The 19,213-nt window shown below is 36.9% G+C and carries 27 protein-coding genes and 1 pseudogene; 1 reads left to right on the top strand and 27 read right to left on the bottom strand.

Going from position 1 to position 19,213, the window contains the following annotated elements; genetic code table 11:
- Window positions 1-35: 35 nt before the first annotated feature.
- The 11 genes and pseudogenes from BS614_RS32145 to BS614_RS15815 form a co-directional block, all read right to left on the bottom strand.
- Window positions 36-563: pseudogene (locus BS614_RS32145) on the bottom strand (DUF5662 family protein).
- Window positions 530-1,039, bottom strand: coding sequence for a phosphotransferase-like protein (locus tag BS614_RS15860; RefSeq protein WP_074094658.1), 510 nt, complete (start codon window positions 1,037-1,039; stop codon window positions 530-532). Before BS614_RS15860 ends, BS614_RS32145 begins: the two are co-directional and overlap by 34 nt.
- Before the next feature lie 54 nt (window positions 1,040-1,093).
- Complete coding sequence (locus BS614_RS15855; protein ID WP_074094657.1) at window positions 1,094-1,576, bottom strand: DinB family protein; 483 nt, start codon at window positions 1,574-1,576, stop codon at window positions 1,094-1,096.
- A gap of 31 nt (window positions 1,577-1,607) precedes the next feature.
- Entirely contained in the window at window positions 1,608-2,264 is a 657-nt protein-coding gene (locus BS614_RS15850) for a DUF4367 domain-containing protein (RefSeq protein WP_074094656.1), read from the bottom strand.
- A 42-nt stretch (window positions 2,265-2,306) separates the two neighbouring features.
- Complete coding sequence (locus BS614_RS15845) at window positions 2,307-2,861, bottom strand: helicase (protein WP_074094655.1); 555 nt, start codon at window positions 2,859-2,861, stop codon at window positions 2,307-2,309.
- Window positions 2,862-3,046: 185 nt separating this feature from the next.
- Window positions 3,047-3,574, bottom strand: coding sequence for a YfiT family bacillithiol transferase (locus tag BS614_RS15840; RefSeq protein WP_244898323.1), 528 nt, complete (start codon window positions 3,572-3,574; stop codon window positions 3,047-3,049).
- Window positions 3,575-3,873: 299 nt separating this feature from the next.
- Window positions 3,874-4,269, bottom strand: coding sequence for an NUDIX hydrolase (locus BS614_RS15835; RefSeq protein WP_074094654.1), 396 nt, complete (start codon window positions 4,267-4,269; stop codon window positions 3,874-3,876).
- A gap of 56 nt (window positions 4,270-4,325) precedes the next feature.
- Window positions 4,326-4,883, bottom strand: a complete 558-nt coding sequence (locus BS614_RS15830) for an HAD-IIIA family hydrolase (RefSeq protein WP_074094653.1) — start codon at window positions 4,881-4,883, stop codon at window positions 4,326-4,328.
- A gap of 368 nt (window positions 4,884-5,251) precedes the next feature.
- Entirely contained in the window at window positions 5,252-5,464 is a 213-nt protein-coding gene (locus tag BS614_RS15825) for a helix-turn-helix domain-containing protein (RefSeq protein WP_074094652.1), read from the bottom strand.
- 175 nt (window positions 5,465-5,639) lie between these two features.
- Window positions 5,640-6,041 (bottom strand): GNAT family N-acetyltransferase, encoded by a 402-nt coding sequence (locus BS614_RS15820; RefSeq protein WP_074094651.1) that lies wholly within the window; start codon window positions 6,039-6,041, stop codon window positions 5,640-5,642.
- Between the two features lie 185 nt (window positions 6,042-6,226).
- A complete protein-coding gene (locus BS614_RS15815) occupies window positions 6,227-6,448 on the bottom strand; it encodes a helix-turn-helix domain-containing protein (protein WP_174806439.1) in 222 nt (73 codons plus the stop codon).
- 154 nt (window positions 6,449-6,602) lie between these two features.
- Here BS614_RS15815 and BS614_RS15810 point away from each other — a divergent pair, with 154 nt between their 5' ends.
- Entirely contained in the window at window positions 6,603-6,890 is a 288-nt protein-coding gene (locus tag BS614_RS15810; RefSeq protein ID WP_074094650.1) for a hypothetical protein, read from the top strand.
- Between the two features lie 438 nt (window positions 6,891-7,328).
- On the opposite strand, the gene BS614_RS15800 is transcribed toward BS614_RS15810, so the two are convergent.
- The 16 genes from BS614_RS15800 to BS614_RS15730 form a co-directional block, all read right to left on the bottom strand.
- Complete coding sequence (locus BS614_RS15800) at window positions 7,329-7,871, bottom strand: GrpB family protein (protein ID WP_074094649.1); 543 nt, start codon at window positions 7,869-7,871, stop codon at window positions 7,329-7,331.
- Window positions 7,872-8,023: 152 nt separating this feature from the next.
- Window positions 8,024-9,010: a phosphotransferase gene (locus tag BS614_RS15795; RefSeq protein WP_084174551.1), complete on the bottom strand. Its 987-nt coding sequence runs from the start codon at window positions 9,008-9,010 to the stop codon at window positions 8,024-8,026.
- Between the two features lie 204 nt (window positions 9,011-9,214).
- Window positions 9,215-9,403, bottom strand: a complete 189-nt coding sequence (locus tag BS614_RS31140; RefSeq protein WP_084174549.1) for a hypothetical protein — start codon at window positions 9,401-9,403, stop codon at window positions 9,215-9,217.
- 48 nt (window positions 9,404-9,451) lie between these two features.
- Window positions 9,452-9,676, bottom strand: coding sequence for an NUDIX domain-containing protein (locus BS614_RS31135; RefSeq protein WP_084174547.1), 225 nt, complete (start codon window positions 9,674-9,676; stop codon window positions 9,452-9,454).
- A gap of 247 nt (window positions 9,677-9,923) precedes the next feature.
- On the bottom strand, window positions 9,924-10,724 hold the full coding sequence (locus BS614_RS15785; protein ID WP_074094647.1) for an inositol monophosphatase family protein: 801 nt from the start codon (window positions 10,722-10,724) through the stop codon (window positions 9,924-9,926).
- Window positions 10,725-10,880: 156 nt separating this feature from the next.
- Entirely contained in the window at window positions 10,881-11,513 is a 633-nt protein-coding gene (locus BS614_RS15780) for a hypothetical protein (protein WP_074094646.1), read from the bottom strand.
- Between the two features lie 186 nt (window positions 11,514-11,699).
- Entirely contained in the window at window positions 11,700-12,158 is a 459-nt protein-coding gene (locus BS614_RS15775; RefSeq protein WP_074094645.1) for a VOC family protein, read from the bottom strand.
- A gap of 88 nt (window positions 12,159-12,246) precedes the next feature.
- A complete protein-coding gene (locus BS614_RS15770) occupies window positions 12,247-13,017 on the bottom strand; it encodes a nucleotidyltransferase domain-containing protein (protein ID WP_074094644.1) in 771 nt (256 codons plus the stop codon).
- 235 nt (window positions 13,018-13,252) lie between these two features.
- Window positions 13,253-13,762: a DUF1572 family protein gene (locus tag BS614_RS15765; RefSeq protein WP_074094643.1), complete on the bottom strand. Its 510-nt coding sequence runs from the start codon at window positions 13,760-13,762 to the stop codon at window positions 13,253-13,255.
- A 299-nt stretch (window positions 13,763-14,061) separates the two neighbouring features.
- Complete coding sequence (locus BS614_RS15760) at window positions 14,062-14,679, bottom strand: Type 1 glutamine amidotransferase-like domain-containing protein (protein ID WP_074094642.1); 618 nt, start codon at window positions 14,677-14,679, stop codon at window positions 14,062-14,064.
- A gap of 285 nt (window positions 14,680-14,964) precedes the next feature.
- Window positions 14,965-15,513, bottom strand: a complete 549-nt coding sequence (locus BS614_RS15755) for a hypothetical protein (RefSeq protein WP_074094641.1) — start codon at window positions 15,511-15,513, stop codon at window positions 14,965-14,967.
- Window positions 15,514-15,906: 393 nt separating this feature from the next.
- Entirely contained in the window at window positions 15,907-16,098 is a 192-nt protein-coding gene (locus BS614_RS15750; RefSeq protein ID WP_157116094.1) for an NUDIX hydrolase, read from the bottom strand.
- Window positions 16,099-16,197: 99 nt separating this feature from the next.
- Window positions 16,198-16,437, bottom strand: coding sequence for a hypothetical protein (locus BS614_RS15745; RefSeq protein ID WP_074094639.1), 240 nt, complete (start codon window positions 16,435-16,437; stop codon window positions 16,198-16,200).
- A gap of 194 nt (window positions 16,438-16,631) precedes the next feature.
- Window positions 16,632-17,009 carry a hypothetical protein gene (locus BS614_RS15740; RefSeq protein ID WP_074094638.1) on the bottom strand — a complete coding sequence of 126 codons (378 nt, stop codon included), beginning with the start codon at window positions 17,007-17,009 and terminating at the stop codon, window positions 16,632-16,634.
- Window positions 17,010-17,641: 632 nt separating this feature from the next.
- Window positions 17,642-18,082 carry a hypothetical protein gene (locus BS614_RS15735; protein ID WP_074094637.1) on the bottom strand — a complete coding sequence of 147 codons (441 nt, stop codon included), beginning with the start codon at window positions 18,080-18,082 and terminating at the stop codon, window positions 17,642-17,644.
- Between the two features lie 400 nt (window positions 18,083-18,482).
- Window positions 18,483-19,142 (bottom strand): HAD hydrolase-like protein, encoded by a 660-nt coding sequence (locus tag BS614_RS15730; protein ID WP_074094636.1) that lies wholly within the window; start codon window positions 19,140-19,142, stop codon window positions 18,483-18,485.
- Window positions 19,143-19,213: the final 71 nt, after the last annotated feature.

Genomic DNA, 19,213 nt, shown 5'->3' with positions numbered 1-19,213 from the left:
TATCTTTATTTGCAATAACGCTCTGCTTCAAATGATCATATGAACTTCTCATCCTTTCTAATAAATAACTGTTCAAGCTGTTCTCTCGTCACTGGATGTAAAATAATATCTTGTGAATGTATCATTCGTTCTACCAGATTAGAATCTTTCACTTTACGTCCCCATTTTCTTGAGAAAGACCTCCAATCACATACCATTTCTATCAGATATTTCTTAGGCATGGGCAGAGCTTCTTTTGTATTCCTATTTACAATCCAATACTCCCAATGATGTTTGTTATGGTTTTGGTGATGTAGCCATGCGTTCTTCCATCTTAGATGGGTGTCTTCATCCTTCTATTGTGAATAAAAATGAATTGCATAGGGAATAAATTCTTGCGGAAAGAACTTGGATATATCATGAATTAAACCTTGCACATAGAGACCTTCTTGCCAACATTCGATCAGCACGTTCAATTTATGCTCAACAACATATAGAAAATACCTCCAGTATGCGGAACGAATGGTCACCAACTCCCATAACGTTGTGTTTAGAACAGCGCTGCAATAATCTTCTCTGCACATTCTTCCGGTGTGTTCATACTTGTATCAATTGAATAGCTATAGTTGATGTTTTGGGCCATGATTCGATGCTGTTCATCCGATTGGTCTTCTCTGCGATCACCACGCTCAATGTTACGCTGACGACAGATGTCGAGGGGACAGTGCAGTTCCACAATATCCAGTGGATACCCTTTAAAAATCTGTTTAACTTGTTCATAATGCGGCGCGAGCTCCGGTCTTTCCACAAGAATGCCATCGATCAGAACATGCTTGCCATGGTCTGAAAATACTTTTGCCGTATGATACATCATTACAATTGCTTCACTCAGATACTTCCAGTAATCCGTCTGTAGATGTTTATCACCGATCGTATTTTCAAATAAATCATTAGCCACAACATAGAAAAACGGATCATCGTATGATTGCATCGCCTCTACAATTGAAGTTTTACCAGAGCTGGTTACACCGTTCAAAAATATAATTTTGCCTTTTTCCATGATAGTCATCTTCCTTTGCTTAAGTATAATTTCATAAATGTAATACAGCGTGTACTACGTGTGTTTCATTGATTTTTTGAGCAGCATGATCTGGCCAATATGATAGGCATTATGAATACATAGATTTGATACAACTCCCCACCATGGCGCGTTAAAATAGGAAGGGATTTCACGGGTCAATTTATGTTCTTCACTATCTTCGAGTGCCCTGTTCCAATCACTAAAGACGGTTTTCAGTCTATGTAATGCCTTGCGCCATTCCACATCATTCAAGTTAGACGGATCTATGTCGAATGTATCCTCATTATTCACTGAATTCTGCCCGTCGACCTGTTCGGCAATATATCTCTCAAGCCACTTCTCATTCCAGAAAATAAGATGATTGACGATCGCCCAAATGGAGTGCTCCCCCTCATTCTTTACATAAGAGGCTTCCGCCGCATTGAGGTCTGTCAAAATATCATGCAGCGGTATAAACCAGCTCTTGTCATGATAACAGGCGTTTAATTGGTCTATGAGAATAGCTTTGTAACTCATCGCTGCACCTCACTCAGATTAATATCATCATTTATCCGTTCATTGACTTCGCAATCTTCATCACAAGATCTTCTGACATGTTTCTGCCAATGATCTCGTATTGCAGCGCCTTCCCATGCACATCCTCTTCGATCCATATCAATTGGGAAGTTTGGTCATCGAAAATATAAAATGCTTCGACGCCACGTATGGCTGCTTGTTTAACCGTAGTACCACCATGATCAGGCAATGTGATCCGGCTTTTTGTTGTCCCGAAAATATTAAATTTATAACCACCGTATTCTTTATACGTGATGCCGATGCCCACAACCTTCTTATTGGGCTTCAGGTCTCGTATCACTACATCTCTACGTGACCTGTTACTTTCTTCAATCATTTCATCAATTTCTTGCGGAGTTAAATTATCAAATCCATAAAATACATGAATGGCATCTATATCAGAATCAATCGGAAATTTCGGCTGCCATGGAGAATAATGTTTCTGCAATTGTTCCAAACCGTCTTCCCATGGAATAGCTGCATAATTGGTCTGTTGCGTGAATTGGTTCTCTGTAACATCTGCGGTGTATATCGCCTTCCCTTCACCAGGCTTTAAGTCAATGACGATCCGGTCAATCGCATTATCATTGCGTAAGGATTCAATTTGAATTTTTCCAAGCACATCTCCGCTTTTGTTTTTGATATCCATTGGTCCTTCACTCCTTTGCTTTCAAAAATACCTTTCTGATCTTCATACAATAGAAAGCTGAGCCCTACAGAAGATAAAGCGATCATGAGGGCTCCAAATATGCAAATGGTCGGCAAGATATCCTCGTAACCATAACGTGTCGCTTATTCGTCTGAGATAAAAACCTTTTGGAAAATCGTTATCCACCGCAAGGGCTTCAGATGCTACAGTAATAGAGCCGGACGGAGCTTTGTTACCCTCTGAAATATTGGTAGAACATATCTCGGGCTGATCCAAATATTGCATTCTTAGATAAGGTCCTAACTCAACCGGACAACATTCTAACCCAAGATCATTTGCTCTTCGAAAGAGCTGAAAAGTCGTAGCACCATCCGAAAATCCAAGTTGTCTGACGGTCAACTCAACCGTTTGCAAACTTTGCTTTGTACTGGAAACTATAAATCTTTCATCATATAACAACTGTTCTCCATATCTATTCAATAAAATAGAGTGTTGGTCCAGTTTCTGTATAAGCTGTGGTTTTGTTAAACCGCCAACGTCGACAGTTCTTATTTCAACTGCGCAATCAGGGTATACTTTTTCATCTTCAATTAACATTTGTATCTCCCTAATCAAGATTTACTTCTATTTGATTTTATATCTCAAGTGCAGTCACTCATCTAGTTCTGAATCCGTTTACATACAGATCCTAGGTGATTGATAGTAGCAGACCAAGGCTCCTCATTAGAAATTCAATTCACTTTTACACATATGTTACCTCCACACTTGAGATGTATAAAACCCTACCACCTCTGCGATGTTATAAAAGATTTAATTTGAGCAATATGATGCTGCCCGTGCCATACAAATCTTTGTAGAGCAATATCCAATGAAATTGTACCTAACACTTCTGTTCGGAGTTTTCGTCTAAACTGATCGGCATGTAAACCATACAACAACGTGAGAAATCGCTTGTGCAGTATCTCCATCAACAAAATTGAATCTTCGATGGGCGTATTCCTGTAATCATGTAATGATGCCCATAAATCTTCTCGATATGAGCTTGCCATCGGTTCATCTTCAGTCAAGGCTCTCTTAAATCTGATATAAGCGTTCATGTCATTGTCAGCAAGGTGGTGCACAATCTGTGTGATCGTCCAACCGCCATCACGATAAGGAGTACAAAGTTGATCATCATTGAGATGTTGTGTAATCTCTCTTAAGGTCTTCGTAATTCCGGGAATTTGACCAATGATGTGGATGCGGTCCTCATTAGAGAATTTAAGACTTGGCTCAAAGTTTCCTATCGGAAAGCGTACATTTTCATCCAAGGTTGACCACCTCTCCATTTCTCTACTATAGAACCAAATCATATCCAATATAACCCACAATGTTCCATTTGCGAAGTGTAAAAGCAAAAAAAGAAGCAACCTGTATTCTCGGGCTGCTCCTTATATTAAACTACTCTCATATCTGTATTTTGATTAGAAAACTAGCGCAATTAAACCTGAGTTACGAAGGTACAAGCATATAAAAAGCGCCCCGATCTTGGGTCGAATGGTGTTTGTCTAGAACATCACCAACCAAGATAGGAGCGGCTTTAAGGTGGAGTCTACCATAATGAGTGACCTTATTCTGAAAATTCAATCAAAAAAGGATGGCTTTTCTCATCTAATGCATTATGAATTCTTTCATAGAAATTCCCCCATGTTATCATTTGCCCAGCTTCTTCTAAAGTAAAGTAGCCCACCTCTTCACTTTCATCACTGGTAGTTAAAGCTCCACCAATCGGTTTTCCAGTAAATATATTGTTGCATACGCCACGCGTTATGTTCTGATACAAACCACAAAATTTAATTAATTCAATGTCAATCCCTGTTTCCTCTTTCACTTCTCGAACTGCTGCCTCCCTTATAGTCTCTCCTTCTTCAACACAACCTTGAGGCATTTCCCAGCCTCTTCGACCTTTCATGAGTAAAATCTCATTATGTTCATTGAGAACGCTAGCAGAAACAATAAATTTCATGCTAATTCCTCCTGTTATATTTATTTTTTTAAAATATATCTTATCTTAGTTAGTTGCTACCTTAGGCCCGCTTCAATCGTTCCTTCCAGACTAATAATATAATTAACTGCTTCTTTGAAATCACTTGCAATAAAATCCGCTTCTGTGTTTGACCATTTATGTCTGTATTTATTTAAAGCTTCATTCCCTGCTCCAGTCAAAACTAATATCTTTTTGCATCCAGCATGATGACCTGCTAAAATATCAGACCATCGATCCCCAATTACAATACATTTACTTAAATCTAAATTGTTTTTCTTAGCAGCGTCAAGTAACATTCCTGGGTTCGGTTTACGGCACTCACATCTCTCAGTATGTTGATGCGGACATATAAAAACATTATCAAAGCCAAATTCTATCATTTCTCTTACAAATGCTTCTTTTGTAGCTTCACCTCTTGAAATACCGGGCTGATTCGTAAATCCGTACAGTTTAATTCCAAGTGTTTTTAATTTTGCCATAGATTTTTTAGTGTACGGAAACAATTCAAATTCCCCCGGGTAAAGGACTTCATCTGAACCACCGATCGTTCCATCACGATCAATAAAAACTGCTTCTACAGTGAATGCTCTCATAAGTAACCTCCAATTATCGGATTTTGATCATTTATAAATACACCTTCACTAAGCTTTACGATAACGTTTCTGTAATCACCACTCGAAACCAACATTCGGGTTATCTCTTGGAAAACATTTAAGATTGATTCTAAATCTAGCTAAAGTTTGCCTTCGACTCACCGTTATTCCTCCTTGCTTTTAACATTAGCGATAATCTCACAAAACGTTCCTGTACTCACGACGTTCAGCGTTTTTAAATATGTATGCTGAAGCGCTTCCATAAAATACACCTCCAGCAGACTATGGCTTCGTTAAGAGCCATAGTTTGAATATAATGTTATACGGCGGAATCGATTCTCTGATTGACTAACTTATTATTTTCTTCTTTAACTTGGTTTCGGATCTACTATATGCTCCAATAGATCTCCGGGCTGACATCCCAATGCCGTACATAATTTATCGATTACTTCTAACGATACATACTCATTCGTATTAAGTTTTGCCATCGTTGCCGATGAAATCCCCGTCATCTTCAATAAATCCTGCTTCTTGATTTCCCTGTCAATCAATAATTTTTGAAATGGTTTATAACTTATCATCTGGTATCCCTTCATATCCGAATTGAAGCTTTATATAGCGACCTTCTCAAAAACAAATCCATCTATAATCAAATCTCATCTGATCGGAATCTTTACTTCAAACGGGGTCGATGCCCCTACGTATTACCGTGTTGTTATCAGATGATCCCAACTTCTTTGATAAACTAACAAGATGCTATACCATATCTGAAATAAACATGGCTTTAGTTCCTTCTTCTGGCTTAAATCCAAATATTTCATAGAATTTTTCTGCACTATCATAGGATATAAGCACTTTTGTTTTGATATTAGAATATCGACTAAGCATTTGTTCCATCATTCTCTTACCAATTCCTAATGATTGATATTCTTTGTGTACTAACATGTAATGAAAATATACTGTCATCACGCTGTCAGACAATGCATTTATTAAGCCAACTAGTTTGGTATCATCCCATGCAGTAATAACCGTATGCGAGTTGTTTATTGCTTGTCTAAGATCTTCTGGGAAATCTCCTGATTTCCAGTCCACCGAGTGAAACAGTTCTTGAATTGCGTGTGTATCAATGTCTTTTACCTCTTTGAACATGATTGTCATAATATTGCTCCTATGCTTGTTGTTTTGATTGGGGGTATTGGACAACGTTTCTATATTTATGAACCCCAAAGGGGATGTTTGCTGAAACTCTTCTCGAAATCCATCCGCAGTGCCGGGCTCCGAAGGAGCAATGTTTGAATATTATGTTATAGGACGGAATCGTTTCTCAAATCGACCTTCACTATTTATTTTGCTCCTGGTACGTATTCAATCAAATCAGATAATTTACAATTAAATGTATCGCATAGCTTGAATAAGGTTTCCAGCTTTGTTGTTTCTATATTTGTTTCCCTATAGAGTTTATTGATCGAATTCCGGCTTAAGCCCGATTTTGCCATCAATTCTGTTATATCATCTATTCGATGTTCTGCCATGAGTTCTCGTATATTACACTTGATTATGTTCATCTTTTCCCCTCCGTAATTTCTATCTTATCTTTCATATTAGCAATCATCAACAGAAAGCGAAGTTTTAACTCTACAAAGTCAAATATTCACCTTGTAATTAACTCTAAGAGGTCATATAATAACTTTATAGAGTTAATTGAAGGAGGAACTAAATATGATTAATACTGTAGAATCATTAACAGAACCACTGATAAGAATACGTTTAGATTTGCTCTATACTAAGCTTCTGGAGTGTCATAGGGAGTTCACTCAGCTTTCTGCTGAGACAGATGAATATTTTAAAACACTTCGTGATGCTTTGCCCGATCAACTTCAACATACAGTTTTTCTTTACGAAGACGCACAAATCTCACTCCAATCCATCCTAGAAAGAAGTATCTACATACAAGGTTTCAAAGATGCCCTACAACTATTTAGTGAATTGCAGAATTCTAGTATTTAGAGGGTTATATGACCCTCTTTTTCTATTGTTTTTGATTCTGTCGTATAACCTCCCCGTAGCCGGGCCACTTCCTTGGAATGCCTCGAGGGGACCTAGGATAGGTACCAGCCGGTCCGCAGGTAAATATGTTGGTAGACGATGCCGTGCTGAATTAGTTTTCATTAAATGCTTTTAATTTCTTGTACTAAATTCTTGTATATATTTTTTTCGATCTTGTACATAGTGTTCAGTGTAATTAGTTCCTTTAAAACCTTCTATTACACTTCTCCAAAATGTCCTTGCCGGAAGATTGCTCTCCATTTGCGAAATCTTCCAATTTGCTTTGTACATCTTAAATGCTTCTATTGCTGCTTTACGACCTATACCTGATCTACCAAGAGGCGTTAACCCCGCAGCGTGGTTAATTTGCTATCGGATGTTTTAATCCCATTGAGCAACCTACAAGTTTTTTCCATATTCATTAATTACTTTATTTACAAATTCGGTCTTCCCTTCCGTATAAGACTGACGATTTTCTCCATATTTAATAGCAAGTTCTTTCTTTAGATTGCCATATTCGACTACAAATTCGGGATTGCTAATTAATGCATCTCTGAACGATATATGTCTTAATAACTCTTTGCTCTCTTTATTACAAACATATAAATGATGTTCAGGTCTCTGTATTTTTACTATACTATAAGGAACATTTGCATCTTTTCTTGCAAAAGCTTCTCTGTTCTCAACACCCAAATTTCCTTCATAATAGTAACCTAAACTTTCTAATCCTTGAATTACATCTGGAAGCAAGTCCATAGAATCAATTACTACATCAATATCTAAAATAGGTTTTGCCACTAGTCCAGGTATTGCGGTACTACCAACGTGCTCAATTCTAAGTACTAGATCCCCGAGTCTTTGTTCTATGATGGATTTCAGATCAGAAAACATTTCAGGCCATTCATTTTTGTAATCTTCAATAATTATTGTTTTTTTACTCATCCTTGATGCCCCCAAAAAATAAAGTGTTTACGAATATTTCCGATAACATTCCTGTATCTAAGAACCCGAGAGGCGTAAGATATATCGCTCCTGGTCCGACGGATTTAACCTCATAGGGCTGGCGCTGACTAGTCCGAATTGACCCACAATCATTATTTAAAGATAGTTGTGAATATCTCTTCGAGATTCTCCCACTCATTCCCTATCCAAATCATTTCCTCGATAAACCGACTCATTGCTTTATCTTGACTATACTTTTCATGTACCCACTTAAACTCTTTGTACCAAGTTAATTTAATCGATAGTACCAACTGTTCTATCGTAAGATTAGTATGAATTCTATAACCATCAACATATGCCCTAGTTGACTCAACATTTAATTTCCCGTTATCTAAAAGTGCACTTGAGAGTATTGCCCGAGAAATGTCGAAATCTGAATATACGTAGTGTAGTCTATCAAAATCTAAAATATCTTCTAACCTATCTTCATGAAATAATAAATTGTCGACATGCATATCCCAATGCGCCCATCCTTTAGCACACTCATTAAATATATCCAAATCTAATTCTTTAAGAATAATTCTTTGATTCTCTATAGCTTCTATGTATCTTTGATTAGTCATTTTTTTCATTTCATTTAGATTTGCTTGTATCTTTTCAAACATCTCTGCCTTTGAAGGTAACTCCCACTGTAAGTATGGTAATTTCGGCATATGTGTTTTCATCCACATATGCATACGACCAGTAGCTTCACCAAGACTATACATCTGAAGACTGTTTAATTGCCCTGCTTTTATTAAATTCCCTGTGCTAAAACCAGAAATCATATAATCCTCGCCGGAAAATGTGGTATGAATATATTCACTGTTGAAACTATATACTGGCTGACAAGGAATTCCATCAAGATGCATAAGATGTTGATACTTCAGTGCGTCTCGAACCCCATCTAATCCGCGTCGATACCTTATCTTGCAATATTGTTTAACAAAGATGGGCCCGATGTTAGTTGTCATAATCCACTTTAAATTACCATAGCCCAAATAGTTTGATTCAACTGCATGTACAATCCATCCATATTTTGTTTCGATATCTTTCATAATTTCGTTTTGTACGGATTCAGTATTTATAACACTCATCATTTCACCATCTTTCGAATAAATTTATTCTTTATTCACGACTCGAGAGCCTTAAGTTACCGAAGGGAACGGGTCGCCAGACTTAGGCTCGTAGGGTTGTCCGGCTGTTCACTTCCCTGATCATAACTTCGGCCGGACCTAAGGTGTTAGCACGCAGAGTGAAGTGAATACGTTGTTATAAGCCCCATCTTCTTCATATCCCTCAAGCTATCGTTTACTTAAGTGTTTAATATATCTTCCATCTGTTCCGTCTTGAAGCAACTCTAGTAACCCATCTGGTACCAGTTTTACTGTCAAATTCCTCTTAAAATAATTTAGTGTTTTCCATACTGCTTTATAGGGTTTACTTCCTTCTATACCATCTATTTCTTCCAAATCGTAAAGTGATCTATTCATAAGTTCAGCCTCATAAATAAAATCATTTTCATGCCCAATTTGATCCTGTTATTTGAATATATTTCCAATAATACCAATTAAGAAAGGTTCTGAAATATCTGCATCAATTTCTTCTTTGACTTCACGAATTACGGTGATTTTACTACTTTCTCCATATTCAACGGTTCCCCCTATAGGTCGATAATAAGTTATGCCTACATCCTCATCAAAAAACTCTTCTAACAGTAGTTCTTCCCCTCTTCGGATAACACAAAGTGAAACTGTTCTAATCATTAATATGTCCTCCCTGCTTCTATGCATTTAGCCCACATAAATATAATTAGAGATTGTCGTATAACGTTCCTGCATCCATGACGTCCAACCGACTTAAGGACTCTCAATAGTCCGGCCATGAAACGGTTAGTCAGGGCGGATGTGTCCGCTGAATTCTCTTCCCTGCCGATTGCTTCTCGCGGACCGAGGAGCTGTCAAGCTCCGAAGCGTGGATAAAATGTTAGATGAAGTCAGTTGCTTCTAGGTGTTAACTCAATCCTTCTCTTACAATTTGCAATAATTCTTCTTTGTGGTCTGGGTGACATGCAATTAAATAAGGTTCTTCTTTCATTCCGTTAAACTTATTTCCATCAAAATCTATAACAAGCCCCCCTGCTTCCTTAACCATTAAGATACCTGAATACAAGTCATCACCTTCAGAATTGTACAGAACAATTCCATCAATATCTCCTTTGGCCAACATACACCATTGAAGCGTTGGAGCCCATAATCTTAACATTCGTTTAAATCTAATATCAATGTGTTGTCTTAGTTTTACTGCTTGTGGGTCGTTTTGTACTCTGTGACCTTGAATCCAACCTATATTTCCTTTGAAAATATTCGGGTTACTCTTAATTTGTATTTGTCGATTATTGCAGCTTGTCCCTTCACCAATAACAGATACAAATAAACGTTCTGTTAGAGGTTCATAGACCACTCCAAGCACAGGCTCTCTTTTGTACATTAAGGTAATTGATATCGTAAAAACAGGTAAACCAATCGCAAAATTATTAGTTCCGTCTAAAGGATCAATTAACCATAACCAATCGTGCTTAGTTCCGATAAGCCCTGCCTCTTCACTGTGTATCTGATGACTTGGAAATACGTCTTGTATTTGTTTGATAATGATTTCTTCACAGATATGATCTACTTCAGTAACCACATCCCCAAATTCATCTTTAGATCTCAGTTCAACAAAGTTATCAAACTTCTCTTTAGAGATTAGACCTGCTTCGCGAATAATTCTTATTGCTATCTCTTTTGCGGTTTGAATAATCTTACGATCCATTACGCACCTCATATTGATTTTGATTTTAACTGATTTCATCTAACATTTTGTGTTCACGACGACTGGCGAATGCCTGATACGACTGGCTGGATACATTCTTCTGTTTATAGTTTCTACCCGACCAAGGAGCACTAGCGACAATGCTTGAACATCTGGTTAGGCAATGTCGTTGCCCTCCATGATTACCCTTACATACTCATCCCAATTCTTATCATCTGTATTGATTTCTATTGTTGGAACTCTTGAGATTTGAGCTTGATGTCTTAATACATTTTGGAATCTTAATAATTCACTTACCGACGATCTTACTTCTTCTTCTGTTTTATAGATCCATTCTTCTGGTTGTCTACTTTTAATTCTTTCTTCTACAACTTCGGGCGAGATTGTAAGCAAAATACACCTGGCACCTAAAGACTCAAGCTGTTCTTCTATTTTATTTATCTCATCCAAATCCGAATCTACAAATGCAGCTCTATGATTTAAGTGAAACCTCTCCAGAACATAAAATAGTCCCCTAGATCCTCTAGATGCAGGACCAAGTTGAATTGCCCATTCGTTAAGTTTCTTTAGCATGTCAACCCGCTCTTTAAGTAACTCAATGTGTCCTTCCCGGGTTAGACTTACATATTCTCCATGTTTATTATTCGAAATTTGAGAATAATGTTCTCCAAGAATAACTACGCTCCGTTCTGAGGATTCTTCTTGTGATTGATAACGTTTAATTGCTTTTAATACTGAAGTCTTCCCGGCATTTGAGTATCCTTCAAGAATTATTCCTCTAATATGCATTTAAATCCCCTTCCACTAGCAATTATTTCCCCTAACGTTTCTGTATTCATACTTTCAACGTAGTTTAATATTTTTTTATGAAGCGCTTTCATTCGGTAGACCAAGGCTCCGCAGGAGCCGCAGCCTGAATATTATGTTATCTGATGCTGATACTTCTTTTAAATCCCCAAATACATTCTTTAGTTTTTATCTCTTCAAAAGGTCTTCCCATTCTTCGATTGATAATTTATTGGATATATTCTTTAAGTTTTCAGGGACACTTACAAAACACATTAATTCTAAACTATTTCCATCTGGATCATTGAAGTAGACTGAAGCATTTCCCTGATTAGGCCTTACAAATGGATTTATTGAATCTCTTTTTCCAAATGGGACAGGCTCTATTTCAATTGATTGAAGCCATTTCACACTGTCTTTAAGATCTTCATAACTCACTCGAAATGCTATATGCCTTAATGATGGATGATAAGAAGTTTTATGCTCTTTGCCTTGCCATAGACCGACCCAACTCTTTTCTTTTTCAATCCAGAAGAACGCTGTATCTTCATCTCTCCAGGCCAGCTCTAATCCTAATTTAGAATAAAATTCGATAGATTGATGTAAGTTACTTACTGGTAAATGTGCTTCATACAACCCAAGTATCATATTTTCTCCTTTCAATCTTGCCAGTGATGTCCCGACGGACTTAGGGGCTGGATCGCTTCTCAGAGTGACTACGAGCGTCAATATGTTGTTAGCCAACTGAATTTCTGGAAGCGGCCATTTTATTTAAAGCGTTCTCAAAATAGCGATATACTTCATCTGCAATTTCCAGAAACTCTTCAACAAGTACATTGCTACTATCCAAGTAACAAGCATACAGATACTCAACTAAGGCGCCGTCAATAGAGCAATAGTTTATTATGGCATCCTTCATCTTAATGATTTCATCTTCCCATACCCCTGTATCTTCTAAAACCAAAGAGTATAATGCACGAATTAATCTCTTAGAGTAACCTTTAATATATCTAGTTTTCATTGAGTGATCACTAACATTAGAAAGTGATCGATGTACACGATCTACTTCCTCCTTGGTATCTGTATTTAAGTCTAAAATGAATTCTTGAGAAATTATGATCGGGGGTACTTTTTCACCAATGTCCTCCCCATGTATACAAACACAAATGATCTTAATCCAAAAACCCCAATCATTCGGTCTACTTAATACATCATCAATCGAGCAAATGATCGTATCCATCTTAGTGACGAATGGATATTCTTCCAAAAGCCTGTCTTTGATATTTGACAATCTTTCGTAATCAATATCTTTGGGATTTGCACATACAATAGTAAAGTCTGCATCTGACTTAAAAGGTTGAGCCGTTCCTTTTGGAATCGAGCCACACATATAAATGCTATGAATCTTATCTTTGAATTCGTTAAGAATATGATCCACATACTTATCAACCAAATCCTTATATTCACTTTGTATGGTAATTTTATTTATAACTTTTTCTAATATCATATAGACCCCTCCTAAAATAAGAACTTCTTTCGGCTAACGTTGTTGTATTCACGAACTCGAGAGGCTTAAAGGAGCGACTGGGTCGAAGACTTAGCCTCGCAGGGTTGCAAGCTGAATCCACTTCTTCGCATCTCACATCTTGCGAACCAAGGGCGGAACGGTCCGCAACGTAGATATGATGCTATAGGATGTCAGTGCCTTCTTTGAAACACTTTCACATTTAGGCACCTTTATATTAGTCATAATTCCATACAAGTTGTCCCTTTCTAATCTTTGCTACATATATTATTTGTCCGGTGTGATAATGTATTTCTCTAATCATTGCTATCATTAGATTAAAAACTGTTGTCTCATTGTTTACCTGGCTATATGTGAGAGGTGGACGATCGATAAACGGTTGTGATAACAACAATTCAGGGTTTGATTTGAGGTGTTCGAGATAGAGAATGATTATATCAAATGCTTCTTTTGTCATGTTGTAAACTTGCTCTTTAGAATATTTAAGTCCACGTTCAAATTCCTTTTCTCTGTCCCTAGTGTCTGGAATATCATAAAAAATTGTTTCTATTCTCGAATGAACACAGCCTCGAATATGAGCGACTAGGTTTGTAATACTATTACTTTCAGAGTTAGGCGCCCATGTTATATCTTCATATGACAATTGTTCTATCGCTTGGAGAGTCCATTTCCTCTCAGAGTTAAACTTAATCAACATACTTTCGATTACTTCATTTGCAATTTCCATGTGCAAACCTCCAACGAGTTATTTAGACAACCATTACATATGGTTACTCAACCTCTATGTAATATTTGATAATTGTTTTGCTCTGATTTCCTATAACTTTGTTGTATTCCTGACCCGTGAGGCTTAAAGGAGCGACTAAGTCGAAGACTTAGCCTCGCAGGAGTTGTCTGCTGGATACTACTTCCTCGAAATCCCACTGACAGACCAAGGGGCGTAGCCCCTCAGCGTGAATACGGTGCTGGCAAGATTTCAGGAGCTTCTTCGAGCTACTTTCAATGAATTTACGACTTTCAATGTGCTTAGTTCATCAAGATTGAGATATATTCTTCATCTTTAAGCCTTGTCACCTTACATTTCTCATTGCATTCAAATTCTACTATTCTCTCTTCAATTGTTTTATTAGTACGATCTTTAAATACGTCCTCTCGATCATAGTGAGGAAAAATAAGCTTGTCGGTTACACCTAATGCCTTAAAATCTGTTAAATTCATTGTGTTCATCTGTGGAGTAAAGAAATCCACAATGTTAATATTCGGCCCCAGTAATAACGTTCCTGCACTTACTCCAACGATAATTGCATTCTGTGCGGCCAGTGTTCTGATAATTTCATCAGCACTACTTTTCTTAGCGTAATACAATAATGTAAATGGATTTCCACCATTGATATATATAACATCTCTATGTAAGAGAATTTGCGGGTCATCAAATTCAATATCTACAAAATTGATATGCTGAAATCCCATGTCCTTAAACTCTTGCATTGCTCTTTGTGCATATCTATTAGTTTCTTTTCTAGGAGATGCTGTTGTAATAATTGAGACTTTTAATTGAGAAATATCTCCATCAATAAAGTCCAGAAATTGATTTTTAATATCTTCAGTATAAAAACCACAAGAGGTTAGTAACAAGCTACTCATTGAAATCCCCGTCCTTAAATAATAGTTTATCTAATCTTTAAAATTTAATTAAGGAATCCCTTGGTTTCTGCTAACGTTCCTGTATTCAGGACTCGGCGTATGCTGAGTATCCGGCAAATGCCGGACAAAGGACGAATGTCCGCAGCATGAATATTATGGTAGGTGATGTCGGGCGCTTCTTTGAGTTCTCATTTAAAATCGTCCTTATGTCCCTATCCTAATGCCTTTCCATAGCACCTTCTTGAAGTAAATCCAATTCATAAATATTTTGGGTTTTATGTTCAGTCATTTGAGCTTGAGAGTAAGTTTTCCTTTATAGGTATCAAAGCTAACTGTCCCTCTCGTCCATTTTGGAGCAGAGTAATCAAAAATATCTTCTTGGGAAAGATATAAGTCATGTGGTTCTTCTATCACAACTTCCTTAGTCGTTAACTCAGTTAAGAATAAACCCCAAAACTTCGTTTGGTAGACACGATACTGTGTAATGCCTTGATCCAGCAGATTAGCTCGATGTTCAACTATAACTTCACTATAATGCCCAGGGCCAGGGATATGCAGATGTTCGTAGCTGTATGGATCAAATACTGGAGCAAATGAATACTTAATCAAAAGAAGAGAAGAAAAAATAATCAAAACAACAAAAAGCTTTCTTCCTTTACTTTTATAGCCTAACCAAAAAAATAAAATGATGTGTAGTACGATAGGTATTACAATGTTACTTTTTTTGAATATAGTAATATCATAATTGATGATAAATGAAAATAACCAAATTATATCTATAATCACTATTATCAGGATAAATTTCTTTCGAAGTTTCAGGAGGGAATTGTTCATGTTTATATATATATATTCCTTTCGCTTCAGTGCTTTAATGAAGCCATTTCTGATTGTTACAAGGTAACCTGGAGGAAATGGTTCGACATCATACAAAAACTTGCTTTGAAGAAAAGTTTAGACATTTGGGAACTGGAACCAACCAAACGATCTCCTTAACTGATCTATATCACTTTTATTTCCATTCAGGTGTTGTTATCTATTCCTTCGATTTGATAAAGTTTTTAGCATTCTGCTGAATTTCACCTTACGTTCCTGTATTCACGACTCGACACATGTCGAGTGTACGGCGCATGCCGGGCCAAGGGCTGACGCACGTAGCGTGAATGTTATGTTATGTTATGGATCAGTCGTCTTCGAATCTGCCTTCACCCCTAAGACTTTATTCTAATTCTATCTAAATACTTCAACTCTTTGAGTCCTGAAATCATTAAAAGCATCAGTATGTTGCTGATTAAATAAATCAGACATTTCATCAGGATTAAAGAATTGAAGTTCTATACTTTCTTCATTACTACTAATCAGTTGTCCGTTAGAAATGCATCCCTGATAAAAAAAGAAATCTTTTGTGCCTTTTGTAAACAAGTCCACTTAATCCTATTTTCCATCTGAGTTGAATTTGATAGGTTTTAGCGATTTACAATTAACAATAAACCTTTATATTCTTTTGTGATTATTATTTCTCTATTTTTTACGGATATCTCTCAGTTCATTAATTAACACATCTAATCTTTCAATAATTCTTTTATCATTTTCAAGTTTCTTTTTTAATCTCCCATCTATAATTGCTACTCCCATAACAATAATTATAAGCAGGATCAAAATTAGCACCTTGATCACTTCCCCTCTAGCAACAGAATGTTGCAATTGAATTAACTCTATAATTAGATAATATATACTTTTTCTTTTTACAGTTTTAATCATTTTTCAATCTTACAGATAACGTTCTTGTATTCACGAACCCTCACTGGCTTAAGGGCTACAGCCGGGTCTGACGGACTTAGCCAGTGCAGGGTTGTCCGGCTGCTCCCAATTCCCCTGCCTGACCCAGGGCCGAATGGCCCGAGGCGTGAATATATTGTTATTTGCAGTGCCCTCTTCTGTGACCAAGCTATGGGCTATCTGTTATTTAGCTTTTCCAATAATTCTAACTCCTCTTCCTCTGAAAGTTGTTCTTCCGCTCTTGTTCTCGTCTCATCTATCTTTCGTACTTTTAATCCTCTTTTTATGAGCCATTCTTCACCAGGTTTCATGGTAGTTGCTGGATGTGGATGTACATCCTCACTTATAATTTCCTCATCAATTATGTAAATGTATCCACATAACTTACCATTATGAAATCTTGCGCCATTCTCATCAAAAGAAACAATAGATGGTTTCTGCGAAAAGATTCTTGCTAACTCTCGATCTTGAGTTATTGTGCTTCCGACTAGTAATTCATTTAGAAATAATGGCGAGCCATGGAACCAAGGCTTACTGTAGTCCCAATCTTTCATAATTATCACCTTCAATTAAGTTTTATTATGTTTCTTCTTTTATTGTTCTTTAGTTTCTTCTTAATTTTAGGGTATTGCGTATAACGTTGCGCATTTCTGACGTCCAAACGTCTTAAGGACCGGAGGTCCGGGTGGCTTTGCCACTTAGCCGGTTGTATGTGTCGCCTGATTCCACTTCTCCGAAATCCCTCTTGAAGACCGAGGAGCGTCAGCGACGAAGCAAAAATGTATTGTAATACGCTGCCCTTTCTTCTTCGATTCCACATCCTTATATGTCTTGTGTGTTTTATGTATTTAATATGTCTTTACGTATTTTATCTTTTGGTTCTATCTTTTGCTCCTATCAAATCCGTTTCCGCATAGGAAAGATCCCCTCATTTACTCTCGTACGCCTTCAGCAGTATCAACTTTGGTTTGTGTAGTAACTTCATCCAATGAACGCTAGCCTTATAAGAGGCTCGTGTTCCTCGGACCGGAGATTTGCCGATGGCTTCATTCAGATTCCTGCTCACGTTGGACAGCCCTGCCTTAAGTTATGGCTTACTTTTAACCTCACCATTCGGGACTTAATCCTTGATATAGAATACATACTGAACGCACAATCAAAATTTAAGAGGATTGTTGTCCTCCCTTTAATTCGCAATAGACAAATATGTATTAATGACATGCACAATACCAAAAAGTACTGTTGGTATAATAGCCAGATAATTTTGAAGCCAAATCTCAGCTAATATAAAATATACTACCGGGAGAACGGCCATCCCCAAAAAAATAATCGAGTTTGCGTTGCCTGTAAAATACAATATCCATAGCCCATAATAAAAAATCAACATTATTGCCATACCAATTAAATACGGACATCGCATTTCAGATGCTTGTTTTCTTACAACAAATATCAGAAAAAAGAAAAATATCGCCTGACTTCCGTGCTCCAAAACATCTAAAATCAAATGGCTATTTGCATTGTTTCCTGATATATCTGACGCAGGGATTAAAAAATAAAATATATTTGGTATCATTGGCAATAAAAAGATTATCAAACCCTTCCATGAAAAACCAAAATGATAATTCATTTGATCCTCTCTCTCGCATAATAGAAATATTCTTTAGTTTGCACTTTATTATGAATCCGCTTCTCTGGTATTCCTCTTGATGACCAAGGAGCATAACTAACGATGTGAAAATTTATTGTTATATGGTACACCTTCTAATATTCCGTTCATCCTGGTTTTCAACTGCTACGTTGTAAATGTATTCTTTCACCTATATTTATTATTTGTTATTAATTGGTTGCATGGTTTAACATTCTTAAGGGGTTGCGTATAACGTTCTTGTATTCACGAACTTGCGCAGCAAGTTGTCACATGAATCAACTCCCCTGCCAAAAACATCATTTTGAACAAGGGGTAGCCGCAGCTTAAATATGGTGTTATAGGATTTCAGCGTCTTCTTCGATATAATTACAAAATCATTCTATTTTCCCTGATGTTTAAATATATTTTTTAATTCAAGTAAGTCGTCAATAATAAAATCCGCTTGTGCAAGCTCCCCTTCTTGGGCAAAATCAAATCGACAACCAATAGCCTTCAACCCATTGTTTTTTGCGGCATTGAAATCAGAAATCCTGTCCCCAACCACAGTTGCATTGCTGATGTGATGTTTTTTAAGAATATGACCGACTAAGTCATCCTTATTTTGAGTTCCTATTTGTTGGATGCTATAAGTTTCTGCCACCCACTTATCTAATTTGTAGCAGTTAACGATGGCATTGAGGTATTCGTTTAGTCCATTACTTGCAATAAAAATGAAATAGCCTCCAAGTTTCAAGTAATCAAAGATTTCGTTGACATGCGGATATAGGGCGCCATTTCCATTATTAATATTTGCAATTAGCTTCTCTAGGAAGATCTCGTCCACAATTCGTCTGATTTCAGTTGAATGATTCGGTAATAACGTTTCCCAAACTACTGGTAGAGGAACTCCCATTATTTCACGATATTTTTGGGTTGGAGCTTCACTCGACCATTCATTTAGAGACCTTAAGATAGTAAATGTTTCTTCTAACGATAATTCTAAAATTTTGTTTGTTTGAAATAGTGTTCCATCCATATCGAAAATGACTGCCTCCAGCATGGTTTCTCTCCTATTCAAAAATAAAATAATGAATTGTTATACTGTTTTTACGCTGATTTCATCTAACGTTC

Source organism: Paenibacillus xylanexedens (assembly GCF_001908275.1).
GTDB classification, from domain to species: domain Bacteria; phylum Bacillota; class Bacilli; order Paenibacillales; family Paenibacillaceae; genus Paenibacillus; species Paenibacillus xylanexedens_A.
This window is presented reverse-complemented; position numbering and strand designations above follow the sequence as displayed.

What these genes read in the sequence shown, in the direction of transcription:
- BS614_RS15860 (WP_074094658.1), bottom strand. Translation starts at nt 1,039, where the DNA reads ATGGAAAAAGGCAAAATTATATTTTTGAACGGTGTAACCAGCTCTGGT.
- BS614_RS15855 (WP_074094657.1), bottom strand. Translation starts at nt 1,576, where the DNA reads ATGAGTTACAAAGCTATTCTCATAGACCAATTAAACGCCTGTTATCAT.
- BS614_RS15850 (WP_074094656.1), bottom strand. Translation starts at nt 2,264, where the DNA reads ATGGATATCAAAAACAAAAGCGGAGATGTGCTTGGAAAAATTCAAATT.
- BS614_RS15845 (WP_074094655.1), bottom strand. Translation starts at nt 2,861, where the DNA reads ATGTTAATTGAAGATGAAAAAGTATACCCTGATTGCGCAGTTGAAATA.
- BS614_RS15835 (WP_074094654.1), bottom strand. Translation starts at nt 4,269, where the DNA reads ATGAAATTTATTGTTTCTGCTAGCGTTCTCAATGAACATAATGAGATT.
- BS614_RS15830 (WP_074094653.1), bottom strand. Translation starts at nt 4,883, where the DNA reads ATGAGAGCATTCACTGTAGAAGCAGTTTTTATTGATCGTGATGGAACG.
- BS614_RS15825 (WP_074094652.1), bottom strand. Translation starts at nt 5,464, where the DNA reads ATGATAAGTTATAAACCATTTCAAAAATTATTGATTGACAGGGAAATC.
- BS614_RS15820 (WP_074094651.1), bottom strand. Translation starts at nt 6,041, where the DNA reads ATGACAATCATGTTCAAAGAGGTAAAAGACATTGATACACACGCAATT.
- BS614_RS15815 (WP_174806439.1), bottom strand. Translation starts at nt 6,448, where the DNA reads ATGAACATAATCAAGTGTAATATACGAGAACTCATGGCAGAACATCGA.
- BS614_RS15810 (WP_074094650.1), top strand. Translation starts at nt 6,603, where the DNA reads ATGATTAATACTGTAGAATCATTAACAGAACCACTGATAAGAATACGT.
- BS614_RS15800 (WP_074094649.1), bottom strand. Translation starts at nt 7,871, where the DNA reads ATGAGTAAAAAAACAATAATTATTGAAGATTACAAAAATGAATGGCCT.
- BS614_RS15795 (WP_084174551.1), bottom strand. Translation starts at nt 9,010, where the DNA reads ATGATGAGTGTTATAAATACTGAATCCGTACAAAACGAAATTATGAAA.
- BS614_RS31140 (WP_084174549.1), bottom strand. Translation starts at nt 9,403, where the DNA reads ATGAATAGATCACTTTACGATTTGGAAGAAATAGATGGTATAGAAGGA.
- BS614_RS31135 (WP_084174547.1), bottom strand. Translation starts at nt 9,676, where the DNA reads ATGATTAGAACAGTTTCACTTTGTGTTATCCGAAGAGGGGAAGAACTA.
- BS614_RS15785 (WP_074094647.1), bottom strand. Translation starts at nt 10,724, where the DNA reads ATGGATCGTAAGATTATTCAAACCGCAAAAGAGATAGCAATAAGAATT.
- BS614_RS15780 (WP_074094646.1), bottom strand. Translation starts at nt 11,513, where the DNA reads ATGCATATTAGAGGAATAATTCTTGAAGGATACTCAAATGCCGGGAAG.
- BS614_RS15775 (WP_074094645.1), bottom strand. Translation starts at nt 12,158, where the DNA reads ATGATACTTGGGTTGTATGAAGCACATTTACCAGTAAGTAACTTACAT.
- BS614_RS15770 (WP_074094644.1), bottom strand. Translation starts at nt 13,017, where the DNA reads ATGATATTAGAAAAAGTTATAAATAAAATTACCATACAAAGTGAATAT.
- BS614_RS15765 (WP_074094643.1), bottom strand. Translation starts at nt 13,762, where the DNA reads ATGGAAATTGCAAATGAAGTAATCGAAAGTATGTTGATTAAGTTTAAC.
- BS614_RS15760 (WP_074094642.1), bottom strand. Translation starts at nt 14,679, where the DNA reads ATGAGTAGCTTGTTACTAACCTCTTGTGGTTTTTATACTGAAGATATT.
- BS614_RS15755 (WP_074094641.1), bottom strand. Translation starts at nt 15,513, where the DNA reads ATGAACAATTCCCTCCTGAAACTTCGAAAGAAATTTATCCTGATAATA.
- BS614_RS15745 (WP_074094639.1), bottom strand. Translation starts at nt 16,437, where the DNA reads ATGATTAAAACTGTAAAAAGAAAAAGTATATATTATCTAATTATAGAG.
- BS614_RS15740 (WP_074094638.1), bottom strand. Translation starts at nt 17,009, where the DNA reads ATGAAAGATTGGGACTACAGTAAGCCTTGGTTCCATGGCTCGCCATTA.
- BS614_RS15735 (WP_074094637.1), bottom strand. Translation starts at nt 18,082, where the DNA reads ATGAATTATCATTTTGGTTTTTCATGGAAGGGTTTGATAATCTTTTTA.
- BS614_RS15730 (WP_074094636.1), bottom strand. Translation starts at nt 19,142, where the DNA reads ATGCTGGAGGCAGTCATTTTCGATATGGATGGAACACTATTTCAAACA.